General features: G+C 68.3%; 14 protein-coding genes and 1 tRNA gene. 9 read left to right on the top strand and 6 right to left on the bottom strand.

The features are described from left to right. Positions 1–243 precede the first annotated feature (243 nt). On the top strand, positions 244–1,443 hold the full coding sequence (locus tag ACFU53_RS04250; RefSeq protein ID WP_383985869.1) for an acyl-CoA dehydrogenase family protein: 1,200 nt from the start codon (positions 244–246) through the stop codon (positions 1,441–1,443). Between the two features lie 79 nt (positions 1,444–1,522). Here the strand turns inward: ACFU53_RS04250 and ACFU53_RS04245 are convergent, their stop codons facing one another. From ACFU53_RS04245 to ACFU53_RS04230, 4 genes are all read right to left on the bottom strand, one after another. Then, positions 1,523–1,852: a rhodanese-like domain-containing protein gene (locus ACFU53_RS04245; protein WP_383985916.1), complete on the bottom strand. Its 330-nt coding sequence runs from the start codon at positions 1,850–1,852 to the stop codon at positions 1,523–1,525. A gap of 95 nt (positions 1,853–1,947) precedes the next feature. Further along, the gene (locus ACFU53_RS04240) at positions 1,948–2,919 is read right to left on the bottom strand and encodes a J domain-containing protein (RefSeq protein WP_383985867.1); all 972 of its coding nucleotides are present in this window, start codon (positions 2,917–2,919) and stop codon (positions 1,948–1,950) included. Between the two features lie 288 nt (positions 2,920–3,207). After that, the gene (locus ACFU53_RS04235; RefSeq protein ID WP_383985866.1) at positions 3,208–4,692 is read right to left on the bottom strand and encodes a DUF2252 domain-containing protein; all 1,485 of its coding nucleotides are present in this window, start codon (positions 4,690–4,692) and stop codon (positions 3,208–3,210) included. Positions 4,693–4,937: 245 nt separating this feature from the next. Further along, a complete protein-coding gene (locus tag ACFU53_RS04230; protein WP_383985865.1) occupies positions 4,938–5,315 on the bottom strand; it encodes a winged helix-turn-helix transcriptional regulator in 378 nt (125 codons plus the stop codon). Between the two features lie 102 nt (positions 5,316–5,417). Between ACFU53_RS04230 and ACFU53_RS04225 the strand changes: the two genes are divergently transcribed. Beyond that, the gene (locus ACFU53_RS04225) at positions 5,418–6,071 is read left to right on the top strand and encodes an FMN-dependent NADH-azoreductase (RefSeq protein WP_383985863.1); all 654 of its coding nucleotides are present in this window, start codon (positions 5,418–5,420) and stop codon (positions 6,069–6,071) included. A 58-nt stretch (positions 6,072–6,129) separates the two neighbouring features. On the opposite strand, the gene ACFU53_RS04220 is transcribed toward ACFU53_RS04225, so the two are convergent. Beyond that, positions 6,130–8,940, bottom strand: coding sequence for a beta-L-arabinofuranosidase domain-containing protein (locus ACFU53_RS04220; protein WP_383985861.1), 2,811 nt, complete (start codon positions 8,938–8,940; stop codon positions 6,130–6,132). 442 nt (positions 8,941–9,382) lie between these two features. Beyond that, a tRNA-Leu gene (locus tag ACFU53_RS04215) sits at positions 9,383–9,466 on the bottom strand. Between the two features lie 485 nt (positions 9,467–9,951). On the opposite strand from ACFU53_RS04215, the gene ACFU53_RS04210 reads away from it, so the two are divergent. From ACFU53_RS04210 to ACFU53_RS04180, 7 genes are all read left to right on the top strand, one after another. Beyond that, on the top strand, positions 9,952–10,797 hold the full coding sequence (locus ACFU53_RS04210) for an FhaA domain-containing protein (protein ID WP_383985860.1): 846 nt from the start codon (positions 9,952–9,954) through the stop codon (positions 10,795–10,797). 10 nt (positions 10,798–10,807) lie between these two features. Next, entirely contained in the window at positions 10,808–11,338 is a 531-nt protein-coding gene (locus tag ACFU53_RS04205; protein ID WP_383985858.1) for an FHA domain-containing protein, read from the top strand. 128 nt (positions 11,339–11,466) lie between these two features. Further along, positions 11,467–12,999 (top strand): Stp1/IreP family PP2C-type Ser/Thr phosphatase, encoded by a 1,533-nt coding sequence (locus tag ACFU53_RS04200; protein WP_383985856.1) that lies wholly within the window; start codon positions 11,467–11,469, stop codon positions 12,997–12,999. 26 nt (positions 13,000–13,025) lie between these two features. After that, positions 13,026–14,465, top strand: coding sequence for an FtsW/RodA/SpoVE family cell cycle protein (locus tag ACFU53_RS04195; RefSeq protein WP_383985854.1), 1,440 nt, complete (start codon positions 13,026–13,028; stop codon positions 14,463–14,465). After that, positions 14,462–15,922 (top strand): peptidoglycan D,D-transpeptidase FtsI family protein, encoded by a 1,461-nt coding sequence (locus ACFU53_RS04190; RefSeq protein WP_383985852.1) that lies wholly within the window; start codon positions 14,462–14,464, stop codon positions 15,920–15,922. The genes ACFU53_RS04195 and ACFU53_RS04190 overlap by 4 nt, the downstream gene beginning before the upstream one ends. Positions 15,923–16,091: 169 nt before the next feature. Next, positions 16,092–18,080 carry a Stk1 family PASTA domain-containing Ser/Thr kinase gene (gene pknB, locus ACFU53_RS04185; RefSeq protein WP_383985851.1) on the top strand — a complete coding sequence of 663 codons (1,989 nt, stop codon included), beginning with the start codon at positions 16,092–16,094 and terminating at the stop codon, positions 18,078–18,080. Positions 18,081–18,884: 804 nt separating this feature from the next. Then, positions 18,885–19,907: a restriction endonuclease gene (locus tag ACFU53_RS04180; protein WP_383985849.1), complete on the top strand. Its 1,023-nt coding sequence runs from the start codon at positions 18,885–18,887 to the stop codon at positions 19,905–19,907. Positions 19,908–19,958: the final 51 nt, after the last annotated feature.

Raw genomic sequence — 19,958 nt, 5'->3', positions numbered from 1 at the left:
GCACAGCCCCGATGGCCACAGCAGTCACATCGTCACACCGCTCACACGGCACCCATGAGGTTATCCACAGCGGGGACACCTTACGGCGCGGTGTGGTCCGCCTCTCTCCCGGAAGCCGCCTCGGCCACTCTGCCGCCTGCCGCGCCTGCCACCCGACCACTGCCTCGGCCCACACCATTCCCTTCTTCTAGAACCTGTTCTATCTTGACGCCCCGTCATCGGCGACACGGAAGGGGCGGGACCGTGGACTTCACCTTCACCGAGGAGCAGCAGGCGGCGGCCGAAGCGGCGAGGGCGGTGTTCGCCGGGGTCGCGCCGGACGGGGTACCGAGCCCGTCGCTCGTGCCCGGGGCCGTGGCCGACGACTTCGACCGGGCCCTGTGGGCGAAGCTCGCCGACGCGGACCTGCTCAGCCTGTTGCTGGACCCCTCGTACGGCGGGTCGGGCCTGGACCCGATCGCGCTGTGCCTGGTGCTGCGCGAGTCGGCGAAGGTGCTGGCCAGGGGGCCTCTGCTGGAGAGCAGCGCGGCCGCTGTGGCCGTACAGGCGCACGGGAGCGAGGAGTTGAAGGCGGATCTGCTCGCACGCGTCGGCCGGGGCGAGGTCGTCCTGACCGTCGCCGCGCACGGCCGCACGGGCCACGACCCGGCCGAACTGGCCGTGACCGCTCGGCGGGGCGACGACGGAGTCTGGGTCCTGGACGGCGTGCAGACGGCGGTGCCATGGGCGCACAACGCGGACTTCGTCGTCGTCCCCGCGACGGTCGCGCCGGAGTCGGTCACCCCCGCCGTCTCCTCCGACGGAGACGAGCGGGACACGACTACTGTCGCCGACGGCCGGGTCGTGCTCGCCCTCGTTCCCCGCGTCCACGAGGGGGTGGCGCTCGCCGAGCAGGTCTCCACCGCCGGTGAACGGCTGGCGGAGCTGCGGCTGGAGTCGGCACGGATCGCCGCGCGGGACGTCATCGACGCGGAGGGGGCGTGGGAGCGGCTGCGGGAGCTGCTGGCCACCGGGACGTGCGCGCTGGCGCTCGGGCTGGGTGAGGGCGTGCTCGGCATGACCAGCGAATACGCCGGCAAACGGGAACAGTTCGGTTTCCCGATCGCGTCGTTCCAGGCCGTCGCCGTACAGGCCGCCGACCGCTTCATCGATCTTCGCGCGATGGAGGCGACGCTGTGGCAGGCCGTCTGGCGGATCACCTCCGGAGCGGGGGGTGCGCTGCCCGCCGCCGGGGACGTCGCCGTGGCCAAGATCTGGGCCTCTGAGGGTGTACGGCGGGTCGTGCAGACCGCGCAGCATCTGCACGGGGGCTTCGGCGCCGACGTCGACTACCCGCTGCACCGCTATCACGCCTGGGCCAAGCACCTCGAACTGTCGCTCGGCCCCGCGGCGGCGCACGAGGAGGCGCTGGGCGACCTTCTGGCGGCACACCCACTGGGCTGAGCGCCGCGCACGCCGCGACTCGGGGCGCGCACGTCCTGTCCGCGCGCCCCAACCCATCTGCGGTGCCTGCGCACGTTCCCTAGAGAACGAACCCCGCGCCACCCTTGTCGTCCACCACCGGGCGGCCGGCGGCTGCCCAGACCTGCATACCGCCGTCCACGTTCACGGCGTCGATGCCCTGCTGGACGAGATACATGGTGACCTGCGCCGAACGCCCGCCCGAGCGGCAGATCACGTGGACCCTGCCGTCCTGCGGGGCCGCCTCGGTCACCTCGCCGTAGCGCGCCACGAACTCACTGATGGGGATGTGCAGCGCCCCTTCGGCATGACCCGCCTGCCACTCGTCGTCCTCCCGGACGTCCAGCAGGAAGTCGTCGTCCTTGAGGTCTTTGACCTCGACCGTGGGCACACCAGCTCCGAAATGCATGCGTACGACGCTACCCGACCGGACGACCGACAGCCCGAGCCCTCAACAGTCCGACCAGGCAGGGCGGGCCTCCCCGCCTACCCGTCCTGACCGAGCAGTCCCGCCAGCTCCGCCTCCCGCTGTTCGACCTCCGACAGCAGCTGGTCGGCGATCTCGTCGAGGAGGCGGTCGGGGTCGTCGGGCGCGAGGCGGAGCATCGACCCGATCGCGCCCTCCTCCAGCTCACGGGCGACGAGGGCGAGGAGCTCCTTGCGCTGGGCCAGCCATTCGAGGCGGGCGTACAGCTCCTCGGCACGACTCGGCCTGCGCTCGTCCGGCACAGGGCCGGCCGCCCACTCCTCGGACAACTCCCGCAGCAGCACCTCGTCCCCACGGCCGTACGCGGCGTTCACCCGGGCTATGAACCCGCCCCGCCGCTCCCGCTCCTTGTCGTCCTGTGCCAGGTCGGGGTGGGCCTTGCGGACCAGCTCGCGGTAGAGCCTGCGTGCCTCGTCGCTCGGGCGCACCCGCTCCGGTGACCGTACGGGCTGGTCGGTGAGCATGGCCGCCGCCTCGGGGAACAGGCCCTCCGAGTCCATCCAGCCGTGGAACAGCTCCTCCACGCCAGGCATGGGCATGACCCGGGCCCGCGCCTCCTGCGCCTTGCGCACGTCCTCGGGGTCACCGGTGCGCGCGGCCTTCGCCTCGGCGATCTGGGCGTCCAGCTCGTCCAGCCGCGCGTACACGGGACCGAGCTTCTGGTGGTGCAACCGGGAGAAGTTCTCCACCTCGACCCGGAAGGTCTCCACCGCGATCTCGTACTCGATCAGCGCCTGCTCGGCCGCCCGCACGGCCCGCTCCAGCCGCTCCTCGGGCCGCCCCGAGCCCGAGCCCGAGCCCTCGGACGCCGACCCCTCGGCGGAAGCCGCATCGTCAGCGGGGGTCTCACCCTCGGCAGACGCCGCGCCCTCGGCGGGCGTCGTGTCTTCGACAGGCTCCGTGCCCTCATCGGGCTCCACGGGCTCGGTGGGGCGCTCGGACGGTGTCTGCTCGGCTTCCGGGGTCGTCACCCGACCCAGCCTAGGCCACGGCTCCGAGCCCCACCGAAAGCCACCGGAGACGCCGGGACGGGATGAGAACACCCGCGCCGTATCCGGCCGCCCGGTCGACACAGCCGGGGCTCAGCCGACGCATCCGGACACCCTGGCCCCGGCCACCCGCCCAGTCACCCAGTCACCCAGTCACCCAGTCACCCCGGACGCCTCCGAACACTCCGCTCGCTCAAACACCCTGTCGACCTGGGCGCCCCAGCCGACCGAACGCCCCCAACCGCCCCGGAGACCCCATCGGCCCTCGCCTCAGACCCCCGTCTCCGCCGCGATCCGCCCCGCCCGCACCGCCGCCACCAGGTCCGCGTGGTCCGCCTCCGTGCGGTCCGCGTAGGTCACGGCGAACGTGGCTGTCGCCTCGTCGAGTTCGTCGTTCTTGCCGCAGTAGCCGGCGATGAGGCGGGGATCGGCGCTGTGGGCATGGGCGCGGGCGAGGAGGGCCCCGGTCATGCGGCCGTAGTCGTCGATCTGGTCGGCGGCCAGGGCCGCGGGGTCGACGCTGCCCTTGCGGTTGCGGAACTGGCGTACCTGGAAGGGGAGTCCGTCGACCGTGGTCCAGCCCAGCAGGATGTCGCTGACGACCTGCATGCGCTTCTGGCCGAGGACCACCCGGCGTCCCTCGTGGTCCACCTCCGGCACCTCGAAACCGGCGGTCGCGAGATGCGGCTCGAGCGCCGAGGGCCGGGCCTCCTTCACCTGGAGAACGAGCGGTTCACCCCGGTGGTCCAGGAGCAGGACGACGTACGAGCGGGTGCCCACACTGCCGGTCCCGACCACACGGAAAGCCACGTCGTGCACTGCGTACCGGGCGAGCAGCGGATGGCGGTCCTCCGAGAGCGTTGTCAGGTACTGCGTCAGCGAGGTGGCCACCGCGGTCGCCTCCTCGTCGCCCACGCGGCGCAGCACCGGCGGGGCATCCACGAAGTGGCGGCCACCGCCCTCCACCTGCCGGGTCGCCTTGGCCGCGAAACGGCCGCTCGTGTTGGCGCGCGCTTTCTCCGAAACCCGCTCCAGGGTGCCCAGCAGATCGTGGGCGTCGGTGTAGGAGACCAGTTCCTCGTCCGCGATGGCGTTCCACGCATCGAGCGCCGAGAGTTTCGCGAGGAGCCGCATCGTGCGCCGATAGGCGCCCGTCGCGTCATAGGCCGCCTTCCGGCAGATGTCCTCGTCGGCGCCCGCCTCGCGGCCGGCGAGGACCAGCGAGGTGGCGAGGCGCTTGAGGTCCCACTCCCAGGGGCCGTGCACGGTCTCGTCGAAGTCGTTGAGGTCGATGACGAGGTCGCCGCGGGCGTCCCCGTACAGGCCGAAGTTGGCCGCGTGGGCGTCACCGCAGATCTGGGTGCCGATGCCGGTCATGGGCGTACGGGCCAGGTCGTATGCCATCAGGCCCGCCGAGCCGCGCATGAACGCGAAGGGCGTGGCCGCCATCCTGCCGGCCCGTATCGGGGCGAGACCGGGGATCCGGCCGCGGTTGGACTCCTCCACCGCGGACTCCGCGTCCAGCCGATCCGTGGTGAGCGTCAGATCCGCGTGCGCGCTGCGGGGCACCCGCGTGCGCAGCGCCTTGCCCTCGTCCTTGGGCGATCCCTCAGAGGGCCACCGGGCGAACCCGGACACCCCCGGCACCCGCGCGCCGGCCGGCCGCGACACCGCCGTTCCCGCCCCGGTCTCCCGGAACTCCGCCGACTCCGCCTCGGCCACCGGCCCCGCCACCGTCGTACCGGCCTCGCTCACACCGACCGCCCTTCCGCACACGTCCACGCACGAACATCAACTCGTGACGACCGTACAGCCGACGGCCGAAACGCGTCAGACCCTGTGGACAACTCCGCGCGCCACCCGTCCACACCTGTGGAGAACCCGGCCCGCTCGCCGCCGAGCCGACCCGCTTAGCGCTGCGCCGGAACGCGAGCGGAGCAGCCGGACCGCGTGCCGAGGAGATGACCCGCGCAGCGCTGAGCCGGTCGGCGCTCGCCGCGCTACTCCCGCGCCGTCCCCGCACACGGCCGGCTCTGCGGCAGATGGATCTTGGCCCAGTCCTGGAGCTCCCACAGCGCCGGTCCCAGCGCGGCCCCGGCCTCGGTCAGCCGGTAGGTGACGCGCAGCGGTGGCCCTGCGTCGACCTCGCGCACCACCAGGCCTGCCGCACCGAGTTCAGTGAGGCGGTCGGAGAGCATGCGCTCGCTGATGCCGGGGATCGCCCTGCGCAGGTCGACGAAGTGCGCGGGGTGCGGCATCAGCACGGCCACGATCAGGCCCGTCCAGCGCTTGCCGAGCAGGGCGAACACGCGGGTGATGCCTTCGTCGACCTGTCGGCACGGCCCGGCGCCATGGATGTCCTGCTGCTGCTCCGCCATGAGGCAAGGGTACTTGGCCCGGATATAGGGATGAAAAAAAGTAAGTAGCTATGTTATCTATAGTCGAGTACGAAAGCGAAGCCACTTCTTTTGGAGTTCCCCATGGCTACCCTCCTGCACCTGGACTCGTCCGTCTTTCCCGCCGGTGCCTCGACGTCGCGCGCGGTGACGGAAACCTTCCGCAAGGCCTGGGAGGACCAGCATCCGGACGGCACGGTCGTCTATCGCGACCTTCACGCCGATCCCGTGCCGCACATCAGCGCCGACGCGCACACCGCCGGCTTCGCCGACCCGGCCACGCACACCCCGGAGCAGGCCGCGGCCTTCGCCGAGCGGGAGAAGCTCATCGTGGAGCTGGAGCAGGCGGACGCGATCCTGATCGGCGCCCCCATGTACAACTTCTCGATCCCGTCGACCCTCAAGGCGTGGCTGGACAATGTGGTTCTCATCGGCCGCACCGCCATGAACGAGGACTCGAAGACGAACGGCACACCGGTCACCGTCGTCGCCAGCCGCGGCGGCTCCTACGCCCCGGGCACGCCGCGCGAACCGCTGGAGTACGTGCAGAACTACCTGACGGCGGTCCTCTCCGAAACCCTCGGCCTGGAGGTCGACTTCATCGTCCCGGAGCTCACGATGGCCCCGCACAACCCCGCGATGAGCGAGCTGATCCCGCTCTCGGAGGCCTCCCGCGCCAAGGCCCTCGACGACGCGGCCATCAAGGCCAAGAGCCTGGCCGAGCGCCTCGCCGCGTAGGCCATCCGGGGAACGCGAGGAGCGACCGCCCCCACCGAGGGAGCAGCCGCCCGTACCGTCAGGCCGCGTACGTCGCGTTCTGCGCGGTGGTCACCACCTTCTGCCCGTCGGCCTGGCTCAGCAGCCCGGCCGACACCCAGGAGCCGACGGTCGACTGCACGCGCGCCACCAGCGAGCCCTTGTCGGCGAACGGCGCCCCGGCCCAGATCTCGTCGAGCAGGGTCGTGCCGTCGGACTTCGCCGGGTTGGCAACGCCCGAGTCGGTGCCGCCGAGGACGACCTTCGGTTCGGAGCGCTGGACGTAGGCGTGGGTCGGATCCTCGCTCCCCTCGTAGAAGGGAGCGAATTCGGTGCCGCCCAGCGTGTAGTGCAACGGCTTTCCGCTCACCGGCGTGAGGGAGGGCAGCAGGTCGCCGGAGAGCCCGGCGTTGCGGTACAGCCCGAACGACAGATAGCTCGTACCGCTGTTCCTGCCGACCAGGTTGACCGGCCCGTAGAACAGGGTCTGGAGCGACGGGTCGTCGAGGGCCTTCTCCACCCGCAGCCGGAACGGGATCGTCACGCGTACGACGTCCCCGCCGCGCCAGGTGCGGGAGGGGATCGTGAAGTAGCTGCCCGCTGCGGGAGTGCCACTCACCGCGCTGCCGTTGACGGTCACCCGGAAACCCGCGGTCGCCCAGGACGGCACGCGCAGCCGCAGTTCGAAGGCCGCGCTGCCGCCCCCGATAGTGATCGTGGAGCCCTGCTCCCGGGGGTAGTCGGTGCTCTGGGCGACCGTCACGCCCTTCGCGGACCAGTTCAGCGTGGCGGCGCTGTACAGGTTGACGTACAGCGCGCTGCCGTCGGCCTTGGTGAAGTACACCGAGTCCTGGTACTTGGTGGCGCTCTCCATACCGGTGCCCTCGCAGCAGGTGGTGCCCTGCTTGGGGGTGTAGTCGCGCACATGACCGGGCTTCAGCCCGATGAAGTACGTGACCAGCGGCTTCTCCGCGTCGGCCGTGTCCTGCTTGGAGCCGAGGACCTGGTTGAGCAGGGCCCGCTCGTAGTAGTCCATGTACTTCGGGTCCTGTTCGTGGAAGAACAGGCTCCGGCTCAGCTTCAGCAGGTTGTACGCGCAGCAGGTCTCGGCGTTGGTGTCGCTGATCGTCCCCGAGATGACCCCGCGCGCCTTCCAGAACTCGGCCGTGCTGGTGCCGCCGATCCCGTACATGCGCTGCGGGATCACCATGCCCCAGAAGTTCTTCGCCGCCGTCAGATAGCGCGCCTCTCCCGTGACGTCGTACAGCCGCGTGAGCCCGGTGAAGATGGGGATGTGCTGATTGGCATGCAGACCGTCGAGCGTGTCCGTGTTCGCGGCACAGGCGTCGATGAGCTTGTCCAGATCGAACAGCTTGGCCAGGGCGAGATGGTCCGCCTTGCCGGTGATCGCGTACAGGTCGACGATCGCCTCGACCAGACCCCCGTACTCGCCGCTGGAGAAGATCCCCCACATCCGCTGCAGGGTGGCGTCCGGCAGTTTCGACAGCCTGGAGTACATCCAGTCGCACAGGCCCGAGGCCAGATCGAGCGCCCGCGCGTCGTCGACATGGAGGTACGCGTCCAGCAGACCGCGCAGGACCTTGTGCGCGGTGTAGTACGGCGCCCACACGCGCGTGTAGTCGCCGCTGGTCATCGACTCCAGCTCGATGAACTGCGTCTCCGGGTACGCCGCCAGGAAACCGGCATGGCTGGGCGCGCCCCAGGTACGGCGCAGGGTGGCGGTCAGGCCGCGCCCGGAGCCGTCCTCGAACGTGCCGCCGCTGGTCTCGAAGAAGTCGTACGAGGCCAGGTTGCCCCGCCCCGCAGAGGAAGCCGACGCCCGATTGCTCTGGAGTGACGTGATCTCGGCGGCCGTCAGCGCCCGCGACCAGACGTTGAACTCGTCCAACGCGCCCGCGAAGACGGGGTCGGTTTGAAAATTGGACCGACCCAGCCAGTTGTTCGCCAGGGTGCCGAGGGCCGCCGGCGTGAGGGACATCGACGTGTTCTGCGCCACGGCCGTGCCGTTGACATAGAGCGTGCCGGTGCCGCTGCCGATCGTCACCGCGAGATGACTCCACTGGTTGAGCGGCAGCGCGGCGGTGCCGTTGAGGCCCTGCTCCCCGCCGGGCCCGTTGGCGGTCACGGCGAAGCGCGGGAAGCCGCTCGTGTTGCGCGCCGCCAGGTACATGTAGCGGGTGGTGTTGTCGCCGAAGTCGAAGACCCGCGTCCAGTTGGCGTTGTGGGTGGGCTTCACCCAGGCCGACAGGGTGATCGCAGAGGCACCGCCGAGCACGCTGTTCGGCAGGTCGACGTACTGGTAGGAGCCGCGGACGTTCTCCTGGGCAGTGCCGAACTTCCCGGTGACGGCGAGCATGCGCGGGTCGGTGCGCAGCGCCGCGCGCACCTCGGTCAGGGCGCCGACCATGTAGCGGATCCTGTCGGCGTACGCCGTGTCGTTGGTGCCGGCATAGGCCTGGGCGAGCATCGTCAGGAAGTGCCCGGTGTAGTGGCCGCGAAGGTTGCCGTTGGCCTCGCCGTCGAGGCCCTCCCAGCCGCCGGGGGCGACCGCGCCCTTGGTGGAGAGCCCCGCGTTGGCACGGAAGACCTGCAACAGCCGGTCGACGTCGTAGCCGCGGCCGTGGTCGAGCATCAACCGGCGTTTGTCGGCCAACAGGCCCTGGCCGAGCGCCACGTCCTTGAGCTCGAAGGGCCGCACCGACCAGGCGGAAGGCGTCGGAACAGCAGCGGCGACCGCACGGCCGCCACCCGCCGTGAAGGAAACTCCGGGAACGGCCGCGGCGAGCATCGCGGACTGGAGGAGGAAGCGTCTGGAGAGGGGCGGTGCCATGTGCGCCTCGTCTCTGGCAGGTGTGGGGGGTCGGACAAAGCGAGAGCAACGTTCGAAATTACGAACGTTGTGCGAATTTCCGACCAGAAGATAGGTATGAGGCGGGCGAGCGTCAACGGTACTGACAGGTTTCCCGAGGCAAACCTCCAGAAGAGCCGCCGCACGGGCTCACTCAGCACCGTTTCACGTGAAACATCGTTTGAATCCGCATCTGCGGCAATTCACGTGACGCCGACCCCGACGCCGCACCCAACCGCACACGCGGGATGCGGCACGCCCCCACGCCGTCCCGCGCCACCGGAAGCCGAAAGCCCTTACTGAATCTCCTGAGAGACTCCTCACACTCCAGAGCCCGGAAGTCGGCGACCGCCCCCTCCGCACACTGGGTGAACAGACAAAAAAGAAGCGGTCCCATCGTGATCACGATGGGACCGCTTCGCTGTGCGCGAGGGGGGAGTTGAACCCCCACGCCCTTGCGGGCACTGGAACCTGAATCCAGCGCGTCTGCCTATTCCGCCACCCGCGCATTGGGTGTGTCTTCGAGCCCCGCCCCTCGCGGAGTTGGCGCCTTCCGACATCGAGAAGATTAGCACGCTGGAGAGGGTGGCTTCACATCCCTTAACGGCAGCCGACCGGCTCCACGGCTACGTGACCCAGCCGACCAGCACGGACCGAACACACGGCTCCTGCGGGCACGTATCAACGAGTGCTGGTTCACGTATCAACCTCGTACCGGTCCCGGCCATCTCTACTGGAGAGGGACGGGGTGCACAGTCCGGTGCGGGACACTGGTCTCGCGCCGCCTCTACGATCCTTGGCAGAGTTCGGACTGGGTAGTTCGAAAAGGAGCCCCGGCGGGAATCCGGGAAGGGACTTCAGTGGGCGTCGACACCGGGTGACACCGATCGACCGGGCCGACAGGGGGAACCAGCCGATTCCCCGGCGCGTGGATACGATCAGTAAGCAGTACCGACGCGGTACGCAGAGCGGTGACGACGGAGGAGGTGCCCCATGGGAGTCCTGAAGAAGTTCGAGCAACGTCTCGAAGGTCTGGTCAACGGCACCTTCGCCAAGGTGTTCAAGTCCGAGGTCCAGCCCGTGGAGATCGCGGGAGCACTCCAGCGGGAGTGCGACAACAACGCGACCATCTGGAACCGCGACCGGACGGTCGTCCCCAACGACTTCATCGTGGAGCTGAGCACGCCCGACTTCGAGCGCCTCAGCCCCTACTCCGGCCAGCTCGGCGACGAGCTCGCCGGCATGGTGCGCGACTACGCCAAGCAGCAGCGCTACACCTTCATGGGCGCCATCAAGGTCCATCTGGAGAAGGCCGACGACCTCGACACCGGTCTGTACCGGGTGCGCAGCCGTACGCTCGCCTCCTCCACCAACCAGCAGGCCCCCTCGGGCGCCCCGGCGAGCCCCGCCGCGGGCCGCCCCGGCGGCTACGGGTACCCGCCCACGGCAGCGCCCTCGGGCGCGCCGCCCATGCCGGCCACGCCGCCGCCCGGTGGCGGCCGCCCCGGCGCCGCGCCGCTCGGCCAACGGCCGCCCGCCGCACCTGCGGCCGGTGGGCGCATGCGCTACTGGATCGAGATCAACGGCACCCGCCATCAGATCTCCCGCCCGACGCTGGTGCTGGGCCGCAGCACGGAAGCCGACGTGCGGATCGACGACCCCGGCGTATCCCGCCGGCACTGCGAGATCCGGACCGGAACGCCCTCGACGATCCAGGATCTCGGATCCACCAACGGCATCGTGGTGGACGGGCAGCACACCACCCGCGCTACGCTCCGCGACGGCTCGCGGATCGTCGTGGGCAGCAGCACCATCATTTACCGGCAAGCCGAAGGGTGAAGCGGGGGCAATGTCAGAGCTGACCCTCACGGTCATGCGGCTGGGTTTCCTGGCCGTACTGTGGCTGTTCGTGATCGTGGCCGTGCAGGTCATCCGCAGCGATCTGTTCGGTACGCGCGTCACCCAGCGGGGGGCGCGCCGCGAGGCCGCGCGACCACAGCAGGCCGCCCGCCAGGCCGCCGCGCCCCCGCAACAGCGCGGCCAGCAGCCCGCGCCCGCCACCGGCGGCGGGCGCCGCGGGCGCAACGCCCCGACCAAACTCGTCGTCAGCGAGGGCACGCTGACGGGTACGACCGTGGCGCTGCAGGGCCAGACCATCTCCCTGGGCCGCGCGCACGACTCCACGATCGTGCTGGACGACGACTACGCCTCCAGCCGGCACGCCCGGATCTACCCGGACCGCGACGGCCAGTGGATCGTCGAGGACCTGGGGTCCACCAACGGCACGTATCTCGACCGGAACCGACTGACGACTCCCACGCCGATTCCGCTCGGCGCGCCGATCCGCATCGGCAAGACCGTCATCGAGCTGCGGAAGTAGTGCTACATCATGAATAGGCGCGAGCGGAGCGAGCACGCAGTGGTAACCCCGACCAGGGTTCCCGGCGCGCTCCCGACCGGAGGGTGGGCACCGTGCGGATGTACCCGGAGCCGACGGGCGAGGTGCGCATGAGTCTGTCACTGCGCTTCGCCGCCGGATCGCACAAAGGCATGATCCGCGAGGGCAACGAGGACTCGGGCTACGCCGGTCCCCGGCTGCTCGCGATCGCCGACGGCATGGGCGGCCAGGCGGCCGGCGAGGTCGCCTCCTCCGAGGTGATCTCCACCCTCGTCACGCTCGACGACGACGTTCCCGGCTCCGACATCCTCACCTCCCTCGGCACCGCCGTGCAGCGCGCCAACGACCAGCTGCGCGCGATGGTCGAGGAGGACCCCCAGCTGGAGGGCATGGGCACCACGCTCACCGCCCTGCTGTGGACCGGCCAGCGACTCGGCCTCGTGCATGTCGGCGACTCCCGTGCCTACCTCCTCAGGGACGGCGTCCTCACCCAGATCACCCAGGACCACACCTGGGTGCAGCGTCTGGTCGACGAGGGCCGCATCACCGAGGAGGAGGCCACCACCCACCCGCAGCGCTCCCTGCTGATGCGCGCGCTGGGCAGCGGCGACCACGTCGAGCCCGACCTCTCCATCCGCGAGGTCCGCGCCGGCGACCGGTACCTGATCTGCTCCGACGGCCTGTCCGGCGTCGTGTCCCACCAGACGATGGAGGACACACTCGCCAGCTACCAGGGCCCGCAGGAGACCGTGCAGGAGCTGATCCAGCTCGCGCTGCGCGGTGGCGGCCCGGACAACATCACCGTCATCATCGCCGACGTCCTCGATCTCGACACCGGGGACACCCTCGCCGGGCAGCTCTCCGACACGCCGGTCGTGGTCGGCGCGGTCGCCGAGAACCAGCTCCACCTGCAGGACAACGGCATCATGCAGACCCCGGCCGGCCGCGCCTCCGGTCTCGGCCGTCAGGGGCACGGACAGGGCGGCGGCGAGTTCGGCCCGCCCGGATCCGGCGACACGACCGGGTACACGCCGGCGGTGGGCAGCTTCGGCGACTACTCCGACGACGACTTCGTCAAGCCCCGCACGAAGCGCAGGTGGCTGAAGAGATCCTTCTTCGGCATCCTCGCCCTCGCCGTGGTCGGCGGAGGCCTGTACAGCGGTTACCGCTGGACGCAGACGCAGTACTACGTCGGCTCCAACGACGACCATGTGGCGCTGTACCGCGGCATCAGCCAGGACCTTGCCTGGATCTCGCTCTCGAAGGTCGAGAAGGACCATCCCGAGATCGAACTCAAGTACCTGCCGTCCTATCAGCAGAAACTGGTCGAGGCCACGATCGCCGAGGGCGGTCTGAGCGACGCCGAGAAGAAGATCACGGAGCTGTCCACCCAGGCGTCGGCGTGCAAGAAGAACGCCGAGCGCCGCGAGGCGGCGGACAACAACGCCAAGACCGGCGAGGGCGAGGCCGGCGGAGTCACAGGAACCACGAAGACCTCCCTCACGTCCAAGGCCACACCGTCCCCGACGTCGTCGGCACCGTCGACGTCCCCGACCCCGACCCAGACCGCACCCACACCGTCGACCGGCCCCAGCCTCTCGGAGGAGGAGCAGGAACTGGTCTCACGGTGCGGTGAGCAGTAGGCAAGCCGCGAGGGGCCACTCACACGATGAGCAGTACTACCAACCCATCGACGCAGCACACGTCCACGATCGGCGCGATCGGCACCCCGAGCCGACGCAACACCGAGCTGGCGCTGCTGGCGTTCGCGGTCGTCATCCCGGTGTTCGCCTACGTCAACGTGGGCCTCGCCCTGAACGACGAGGTTCCGGCCGGTCTGGCCGCCTACGGCATCGGCCTCGGCGTACTTGCCGCCATCGGCCACCTCGTCATCCGCAAGTTCGCGCCGTACGCGGACCCGCTGCTGCTGCCACTGGCCACGCTGCTGAACGGCCTGGGGCTGGTGGCCATCTGGCGGCTGGACCAGTCGAGCCTCCTGCGAAGCATCGGCCAAGCCGGTGGAAAGGCAACCAACCAGCTGATCTACACAGCGATGGGCATCGCGCTCCTCATCGCCGTGCTGATCTTCCTCAAGGACCACCGCACCCTCCAGCGCTACACCTACATCTCCATGGCCGGTGCGCTGGTCCTGCTGCTGCTCCCCTTGGTCCCGGGCCTCGGCGCCGAGCTCACCTACGGTGCCAAGATCTGGATCCAGGTCGGCAGTTTCACCATCCAGCCCGGCGAGTTCGCCAAGATCGTGCTGGCCGTCTTCTTCGCCGGCTACCTGATGGTCAAGCGCGACGCGCTCGCGCTGGCCAGCCGCCGCTTCATGGGGCTGTACCTGCCGCGTGGCCGCGACCTCGGTCCGATCATCGTCGTCTGGGCGATCTCGATCCTCATCCTGGTCTTCGAGACAGACCTCGGTACCTCGCTGTTGTTCTTCGGCATGTTCGTGATCATGCTGTACGTCGCCACCGAGCGGACCAGCTGGATCGTCTTCGGTCTGCTGATGTCCGCCGTCGGCGCCGTCGGCGTGGCCTCTTTCGAGATCCACGTGCAGCAGCGCGTCCAGGCCTGGCTGGACCCCATGGGCGAGTGGGAACTCTCCAAGACCGTGGTCGGCCACTCCGCGCAGTCCATGGAGGCCCTGTGGGCCTTCGGCTCCGGCGGCACCCTCGGCACCGGCTTGGGCCAGGGCCACTCCGAGCTCATCCGGTTCGCCGCCAACTCCGACTTCATCCTCGCCACCTTCGGTGAGGAGCTGGGACTGGCCGGCGTGATGGCGATCCTGCTGATCTACGGGCTGATCGTGGAGCGCGGTATCCGCACCGCCCTCGCCGCCCGCGACCCGTTCGGCAAGCTGCTCGCCATCGGTCTGTCCGGCGCGTTCGCCCTCCAGGTCTTCGTCGTCGCCGGCGGCGTGATGGGCCTCATCCCCCTGACCGGTATGACGATGCCTTTCCTGGCGTACGGCGGTTCCTCCGTCATCGCCAACTGGGCACTCATCGGCATTCTGATCAGAATCAGCGACACCGCGCGCCGGCCCGCTCCCGCCCCCGCTCCCAACCCTGATGCCGAGATGACCCAGGTGGTCCGCCCGTCATGAACAAACCCCTGCGCCGCATCGCGATCTTCTGCGGGCTCCTGGTCCTCGCCCTGCTCGTCCGCACCAACTGGCTCCAGTACGTCCAGGCGGATTCCCTTGCCACCGACAAGAACAACCGGCGCGTCGCCATCGAGCGCTATGCCACGCCTCGTGGCGACATCATCGTCGACGGCAAGGCCATCACCGGGTCCATCGCTTCCAAGGGCCTCGACTACAAGTACAAGCGCACCTGGAAGAACGGCGAGATGTGGGCGCCGGTCACCGGCTACTCCTCCCAGATCATCGGCGCCACCCAGCTGGAGAGCCTTGAGGACGGCATCCTCACCGGCAACGACGACCGGCTCTTCTTCCGGAACACGCTGGACATGGTCACCGGCAAGAAGAAGGAGGGCGGCAGCGTCGTCACCACCCTCAACGCCGCCGCGCAGAAGGCGGCCTTCGAGGGCCTCGGCGACAAGAAGGGCGCCGTCGCCGCGCTCGACCCGAAGACCGGCGCGATCCTCGCCCTGGCCTCCACCCCGTCGTACGACCCGTCGGTCTTCGCCGGCATCAGCACCAAGGACAGCAAGGCCTTCTCGAAGCTGGAGAAGGACTCCGACAAGCCGATGCTGAACCGCGCGCTGCGCGAGACCTACCCGCCGGGCTCCACGTTCAAGGTGGTCACGGCCGCCGCAGCGCTGGAGAACGAGGTTGTCACGGACATCGACGACAAGACGGACTCCCCGGATCCGTACCAGCTTCCCGGAACGAGGACCGACCTCACCAACGAGCACGGTGTGTGCAAGAACGCCACGCTCCGCTACGCGCTCGAGCAGTCCTGCAACACGGTCTTCGGCAAGCTCTCCGACACCGTCACCAACGAGAAGATGCGCGAGCAGGCCGCGAAGTTCGGCTTCGACGAGGACAAGCTCGACGTACCGGTACGCGCCGCCGAGAGCGTCTACCCCGAGGACAACCGCCCGCAGAACGCCATGGCCGGTATCGGGCAGGCCTCCAACCGTGCCACCCCGCTCCAGATGGCCATGGTCGCCTCGGCCGTCGCCAACGACGGCGAGCTGATGAAGCCGTACATGGTCGACCAGCTGCGCGCCTCCAACCTCGACGTCGTCGAGACGCACGACCCCGAGTCGCTGTCCCAGGCGGTCTCGCCGGAGACCGCCCAGAAGCTCCAGGACATGATGGAGAGCGTCGTCAAGACGGGCACCGGCCAGAACGCGCAGATCGACGACGTCACCGTCGGCGGCAAGACCGGTACCGCCCAGCACGGCCTCGACAACAAGGAGAAGCCGTACGCCTGGTTCATCTCGTACGCCAAGCTCAGCGACGGCAGCTCGCCGGTCGCCGTGGCCGTGGTCGTCGAGGACGGTGCGGCCGACCGCGGTGACATCTCCGGTGGCGGACTCGCCGCCCCGATCGCGAAGAGCGTGATGCAGGCAGTCATCAACAGCAAGAAGTGACCCCGCTCACGTCGCCTTCACATCGGTGCACGTTGCGATACCGGTCCTGTATCGGGTGACGCGGTTGGCCAGGTCACAGAAGGCGAGCCGGGTACCGTATGCCCGGAGCACAGCCGCCGGACCACACATGGGTGCGGTCGGGACCGACGGAGAGGGCTGGTAGGAAGCTATGGAAGAGCCGCGTCGCCTCGGCGGCCGGTACGAGCTGGGCCAGGTGCTCGGCCGTGGTGGCATGGCGGAGGTCTACCTCGCGATGGACACCCGCCTCGGCCGCACCGTGGCGGTGAAGACGCTGCGAGCTGACCTCGCGCGCGACCCCACCTTCCAGGCCCGGTTCCGCCGAGAGGCCCAGTCGGCCGCCTCGCTCAACCACCCCGCGATCGTGGCGGTCTACGACACGGGCGAGGACTACATCGACGGGGTCTCGATCCCGTACATCGTCATGGAGTACGTCGAGGGTTCCACCCTCCGTGAGCTTCTCCACAGCGGCCGCAAGCTGCTGCCGGAGCGGGCCATGGAGATGACCATCGGCATCCTCCAGGGACTGGAGTACGCCCACCGCAACCAGATCGTCCACCGCGACATCAAGCCGGCCAACGTCATGCTGACGCGCAACGGCCAGGTCAAGGTCATGGACTTCGGCATCGCCCGCGCCATGGGCGACTCCGGTATGACGATGACGCAGACGTCCGCGGTCATCGGCACCGCCCAGTACCTCTCCCCGGAGCAGGCCAAGGGTGAGCAGGTGGACGCCCGTTCCGACCTGTACTCGACGGGCTGTCTGCTCTACGAGCTACTGACGGTCCGCCCGCCGTTCATCGGTGACTCCCCCGTGGCGGTCGCCTACCAGCATGTGCGGGAGGAGCCGCAGTCCCCGAGCGTCTTCGACCCGGAGATCACGCCGGAGATGGACGCCATCGTCCTGCGTGCGCTGGTCAAGGACCCGGACTATCGCTACCAGTCCGCCGACGAGATGCGCGCCGACATCGAGGCCTGCCTCGACGGCCAGCCCGTCGCGGCCACGGCGGCCATGGGCTCGGTCGGCTACGGCGGCTACCCCGACGACCAGCCGACCACCGCCCTGCGCGCCGATGCCGGTGCCACGACGATGCTGCCACCGGTCGGCCCGGACGACGGCTACGGCTACGACGACCGCCAGGGCCGCCGCCGCCAGCAGAAGAAGAACAACATCTCGACGATCCTCCTGGTCGTCGCGGGTGTCCTGGTGCTGATCGGCGCAGTCCTCATCGGCCAGTGGATGTTCACGGGCAACGACACGGGCAACGACACCCTCAAGGCACCGAACTTCGTGGGCCAGAGCGAGGCGGAGGCGAAAAAGACAGCCGAAAACGTCGACCTCGAGGTGACGACCACCAAGGACGAGTGCGAGGACGAGAAGACCGGCAACGTCTGCAAGCAGACCCCGAAGGCCGACACCGATGTCAAGAAGGGCGACACCATCGCCCTGGTCATCTCGACGGGTGCTCCGAAGGTCACGGTTCCCGACGTCCAGGGCATTCAGTTCGACGAGGCCCAGGCCGAGCTCGAGGACAAGGGCTTCGTCGTGGAGAGGAAGACCGAGGAGTCCGACCGCACCGCAGGCATCGTGATCGACCAGGACCCGGCCAGCGGCAAGATCGAAAAGGGCTCCACGGTCACGCTGACGGTCGCCAAGGCGCCGGACAAGGAAACCGTCCCGGACGTGTCCAATCAGAGCTGTGACGCCGCCAAGGCCCAAATGACGGCGAACAACCTCGTCGGCACCTGCACCGAAGTCGAGACCGACGACGACAACCTCGTCGGCAAGGTCATCGCGACCAACCCAGAGGCGGGCTCCGAGCTCAACAAGGGCGACACGGTCACCATCCAGATCGGCAAGGCGGCCGAGGAGGAGGAGCCGCAGGGCGTCGAGGTCCCGAACGTCGTCGGCCGGACCGTGGGCCAGGCCAAGCAGATCCTGCAGGCGTCCGGTTTCACCAACATCCAGTTCGCCAACGGCAGCGACCAGAGCGACACCGCGCTCGTCACCGACCAGGACCCGGACGGCGGCAACGAAGCCGACCCGACCCAGACAACGATCACCCTCGCTTCGGTCGGCTTCGGCAACAACGGCAACAACAACAACGGCGGAAACGACAGCGGAGGCTTCTTCGGATAGCTTCACCGGTTCCCGCGACGAGCACTGACCTCGCCTGACGCAAAAGAGCCTCCGACACCCTTTGATGAGGTGTCGGAGGCTCGATCTTTACCCAGAATGCCGCGCCTAATATTCAAGGCCTCGACACTCCTCGGCGCAGCAACCCTCGTAATAGCCAGCCCACTGACACTGAGAGCACCCGCCCACGCAGCGGGTTATCAGCTAGCGTTTACCGGGAAAAGTCTGCATCCGGATTGATACTGCAGGACATGGGTTCACTAAGGTTGAAGGTACCTGGAAGAACGGCGGGGGCCCTCTTGAATAGACAAGTTCGACGGCTTCGAAATACGCCTGTTCCGTGAGCGGAACCAAAAGACATACTCAAACAACGAGGCCCTGCAGCTCGCACAAGATCAACAATAACGACAATGAGACTTTATCGGCAGAAATCGGCCCCCTCATTCCCGATGGCGGCGGAAGCCTTCCTCAGGTAAGTGGACCACCGACGGAGAAGTGATCTACAACCTCAACAACGACGGCGTGGGTGGTTACGCTTGGCCGCTCACTGGCTCACCAAGCATCACGATCTGATGCTGTATTACCCCAGTCTCTTGTGCAGGTTTCAGCCCTGGTATCCCCCCCCTGAAAGGGGAGACCAGGGCTTTGTCGTCTGCGCCTCCCAGCAACTACTCATCTTGCATGCGCCCTTCAGTGCGAGATTCGGCCACATCTTCATACTGCTCGGCTCGTTGAAGGGATGGGGCGGAGAATAGCGTCTCCCCCCGGCGCGAAGAACCCTCACAGCCGAACAGGTGGAACCAGAGAGTGATCGATCAAACAGCACTGCTCGAATCAAAGGCCCTACGCAGCAACATGCTTGACCGCACAGACACACTAGACCGGGTCAAGGCACTGTCACTGCTACCAGACGGGATGCATGTGACGACGGCTATGGTGGCGGCGTACTTCGAGGTGGGCATCACTGCCATCACCTCGCTCGTACATGATCACCGCGAAGAACTGAAAGCCAGCGGCTACCGAGTATTGGCAGGTACAGAACTGACTTCCTTCAAGGAACTCAGTGGAATCCAGTCACGCTCCCGAGCACTCGCCCTCTTCCCTCGCCGAGCTGTGCTCAACGTCGGCATGCTGCTCCAGGACAGCGAGATCGCACGTCAAGTGCGTGTGTACCTCCTCGACGTGGAGTATGTAGCGCGCACCCAGCCTGTGGACAATTCTGTCCACACAGACGTCACCTCACTCGATGACCACATCGACCAACGCATCGCCCGCATCCTCGGCCAAACCGTCGTCCCAATGTTCAACGCTCTGATCGCCTCGTCCAGCGAACACCGCCGCGAACTCATCACACTCCGGGAGGACATCCAGAACATCGAGCGCAAACTCTGCTGGCACCACCAGCGGATCAACGCTCTCGAAGGAGACGCTCCGACAGATCAGGTCAGGTCTTCCCTCAAGGCCATGACCTGGCAGGCGTTCGAACGCCACGTCGCCGATCTACTGCGCCGGGACGGCTGCACGGACGTCGTCGTACGGCAGGCCCGCAGCGACCGCGGCATCGACGTCACCGCACGCACCGCCGACGGACGCACAGTCGCCGTGCAGTGCAAGAACCGAGCTGGCCGCTGGGTCGTCCCCAGCGCCGACATGCAGAAGTTCGCGGGCGCCGCACGCGCCATCGACCCCGCGGATGTCGCCCTGTTCGTCGCCACCTGCAACTTCAGCCACGAGGCCCAGGCGGTCGCGAAGCTAAGTGGCATCGTCACGGTGAATGGCGACGAGTTGGAGGCATGGAGCGCAGGAGTCCATCTCAGCGCACTGCGCTGAGCAGTTCGGCAAGCGGCAGATACATACGAGAGGCCCGAAGCCGCAAGAGAA

Origin of the sequence: Streptomyces sp. NPDC057474 (genome assembly GCF_042802555.1) — a bacterium.
GTDB lineage: Bacteria > Actinomycetota > Actinomycetes > Streptomycetales > Streptomycetaceae > Streptomyces.
Note: the sequence above shows the minus strand (reverse complement) of the source record. Positions and strands in the feature narration are given on the sequence as shown.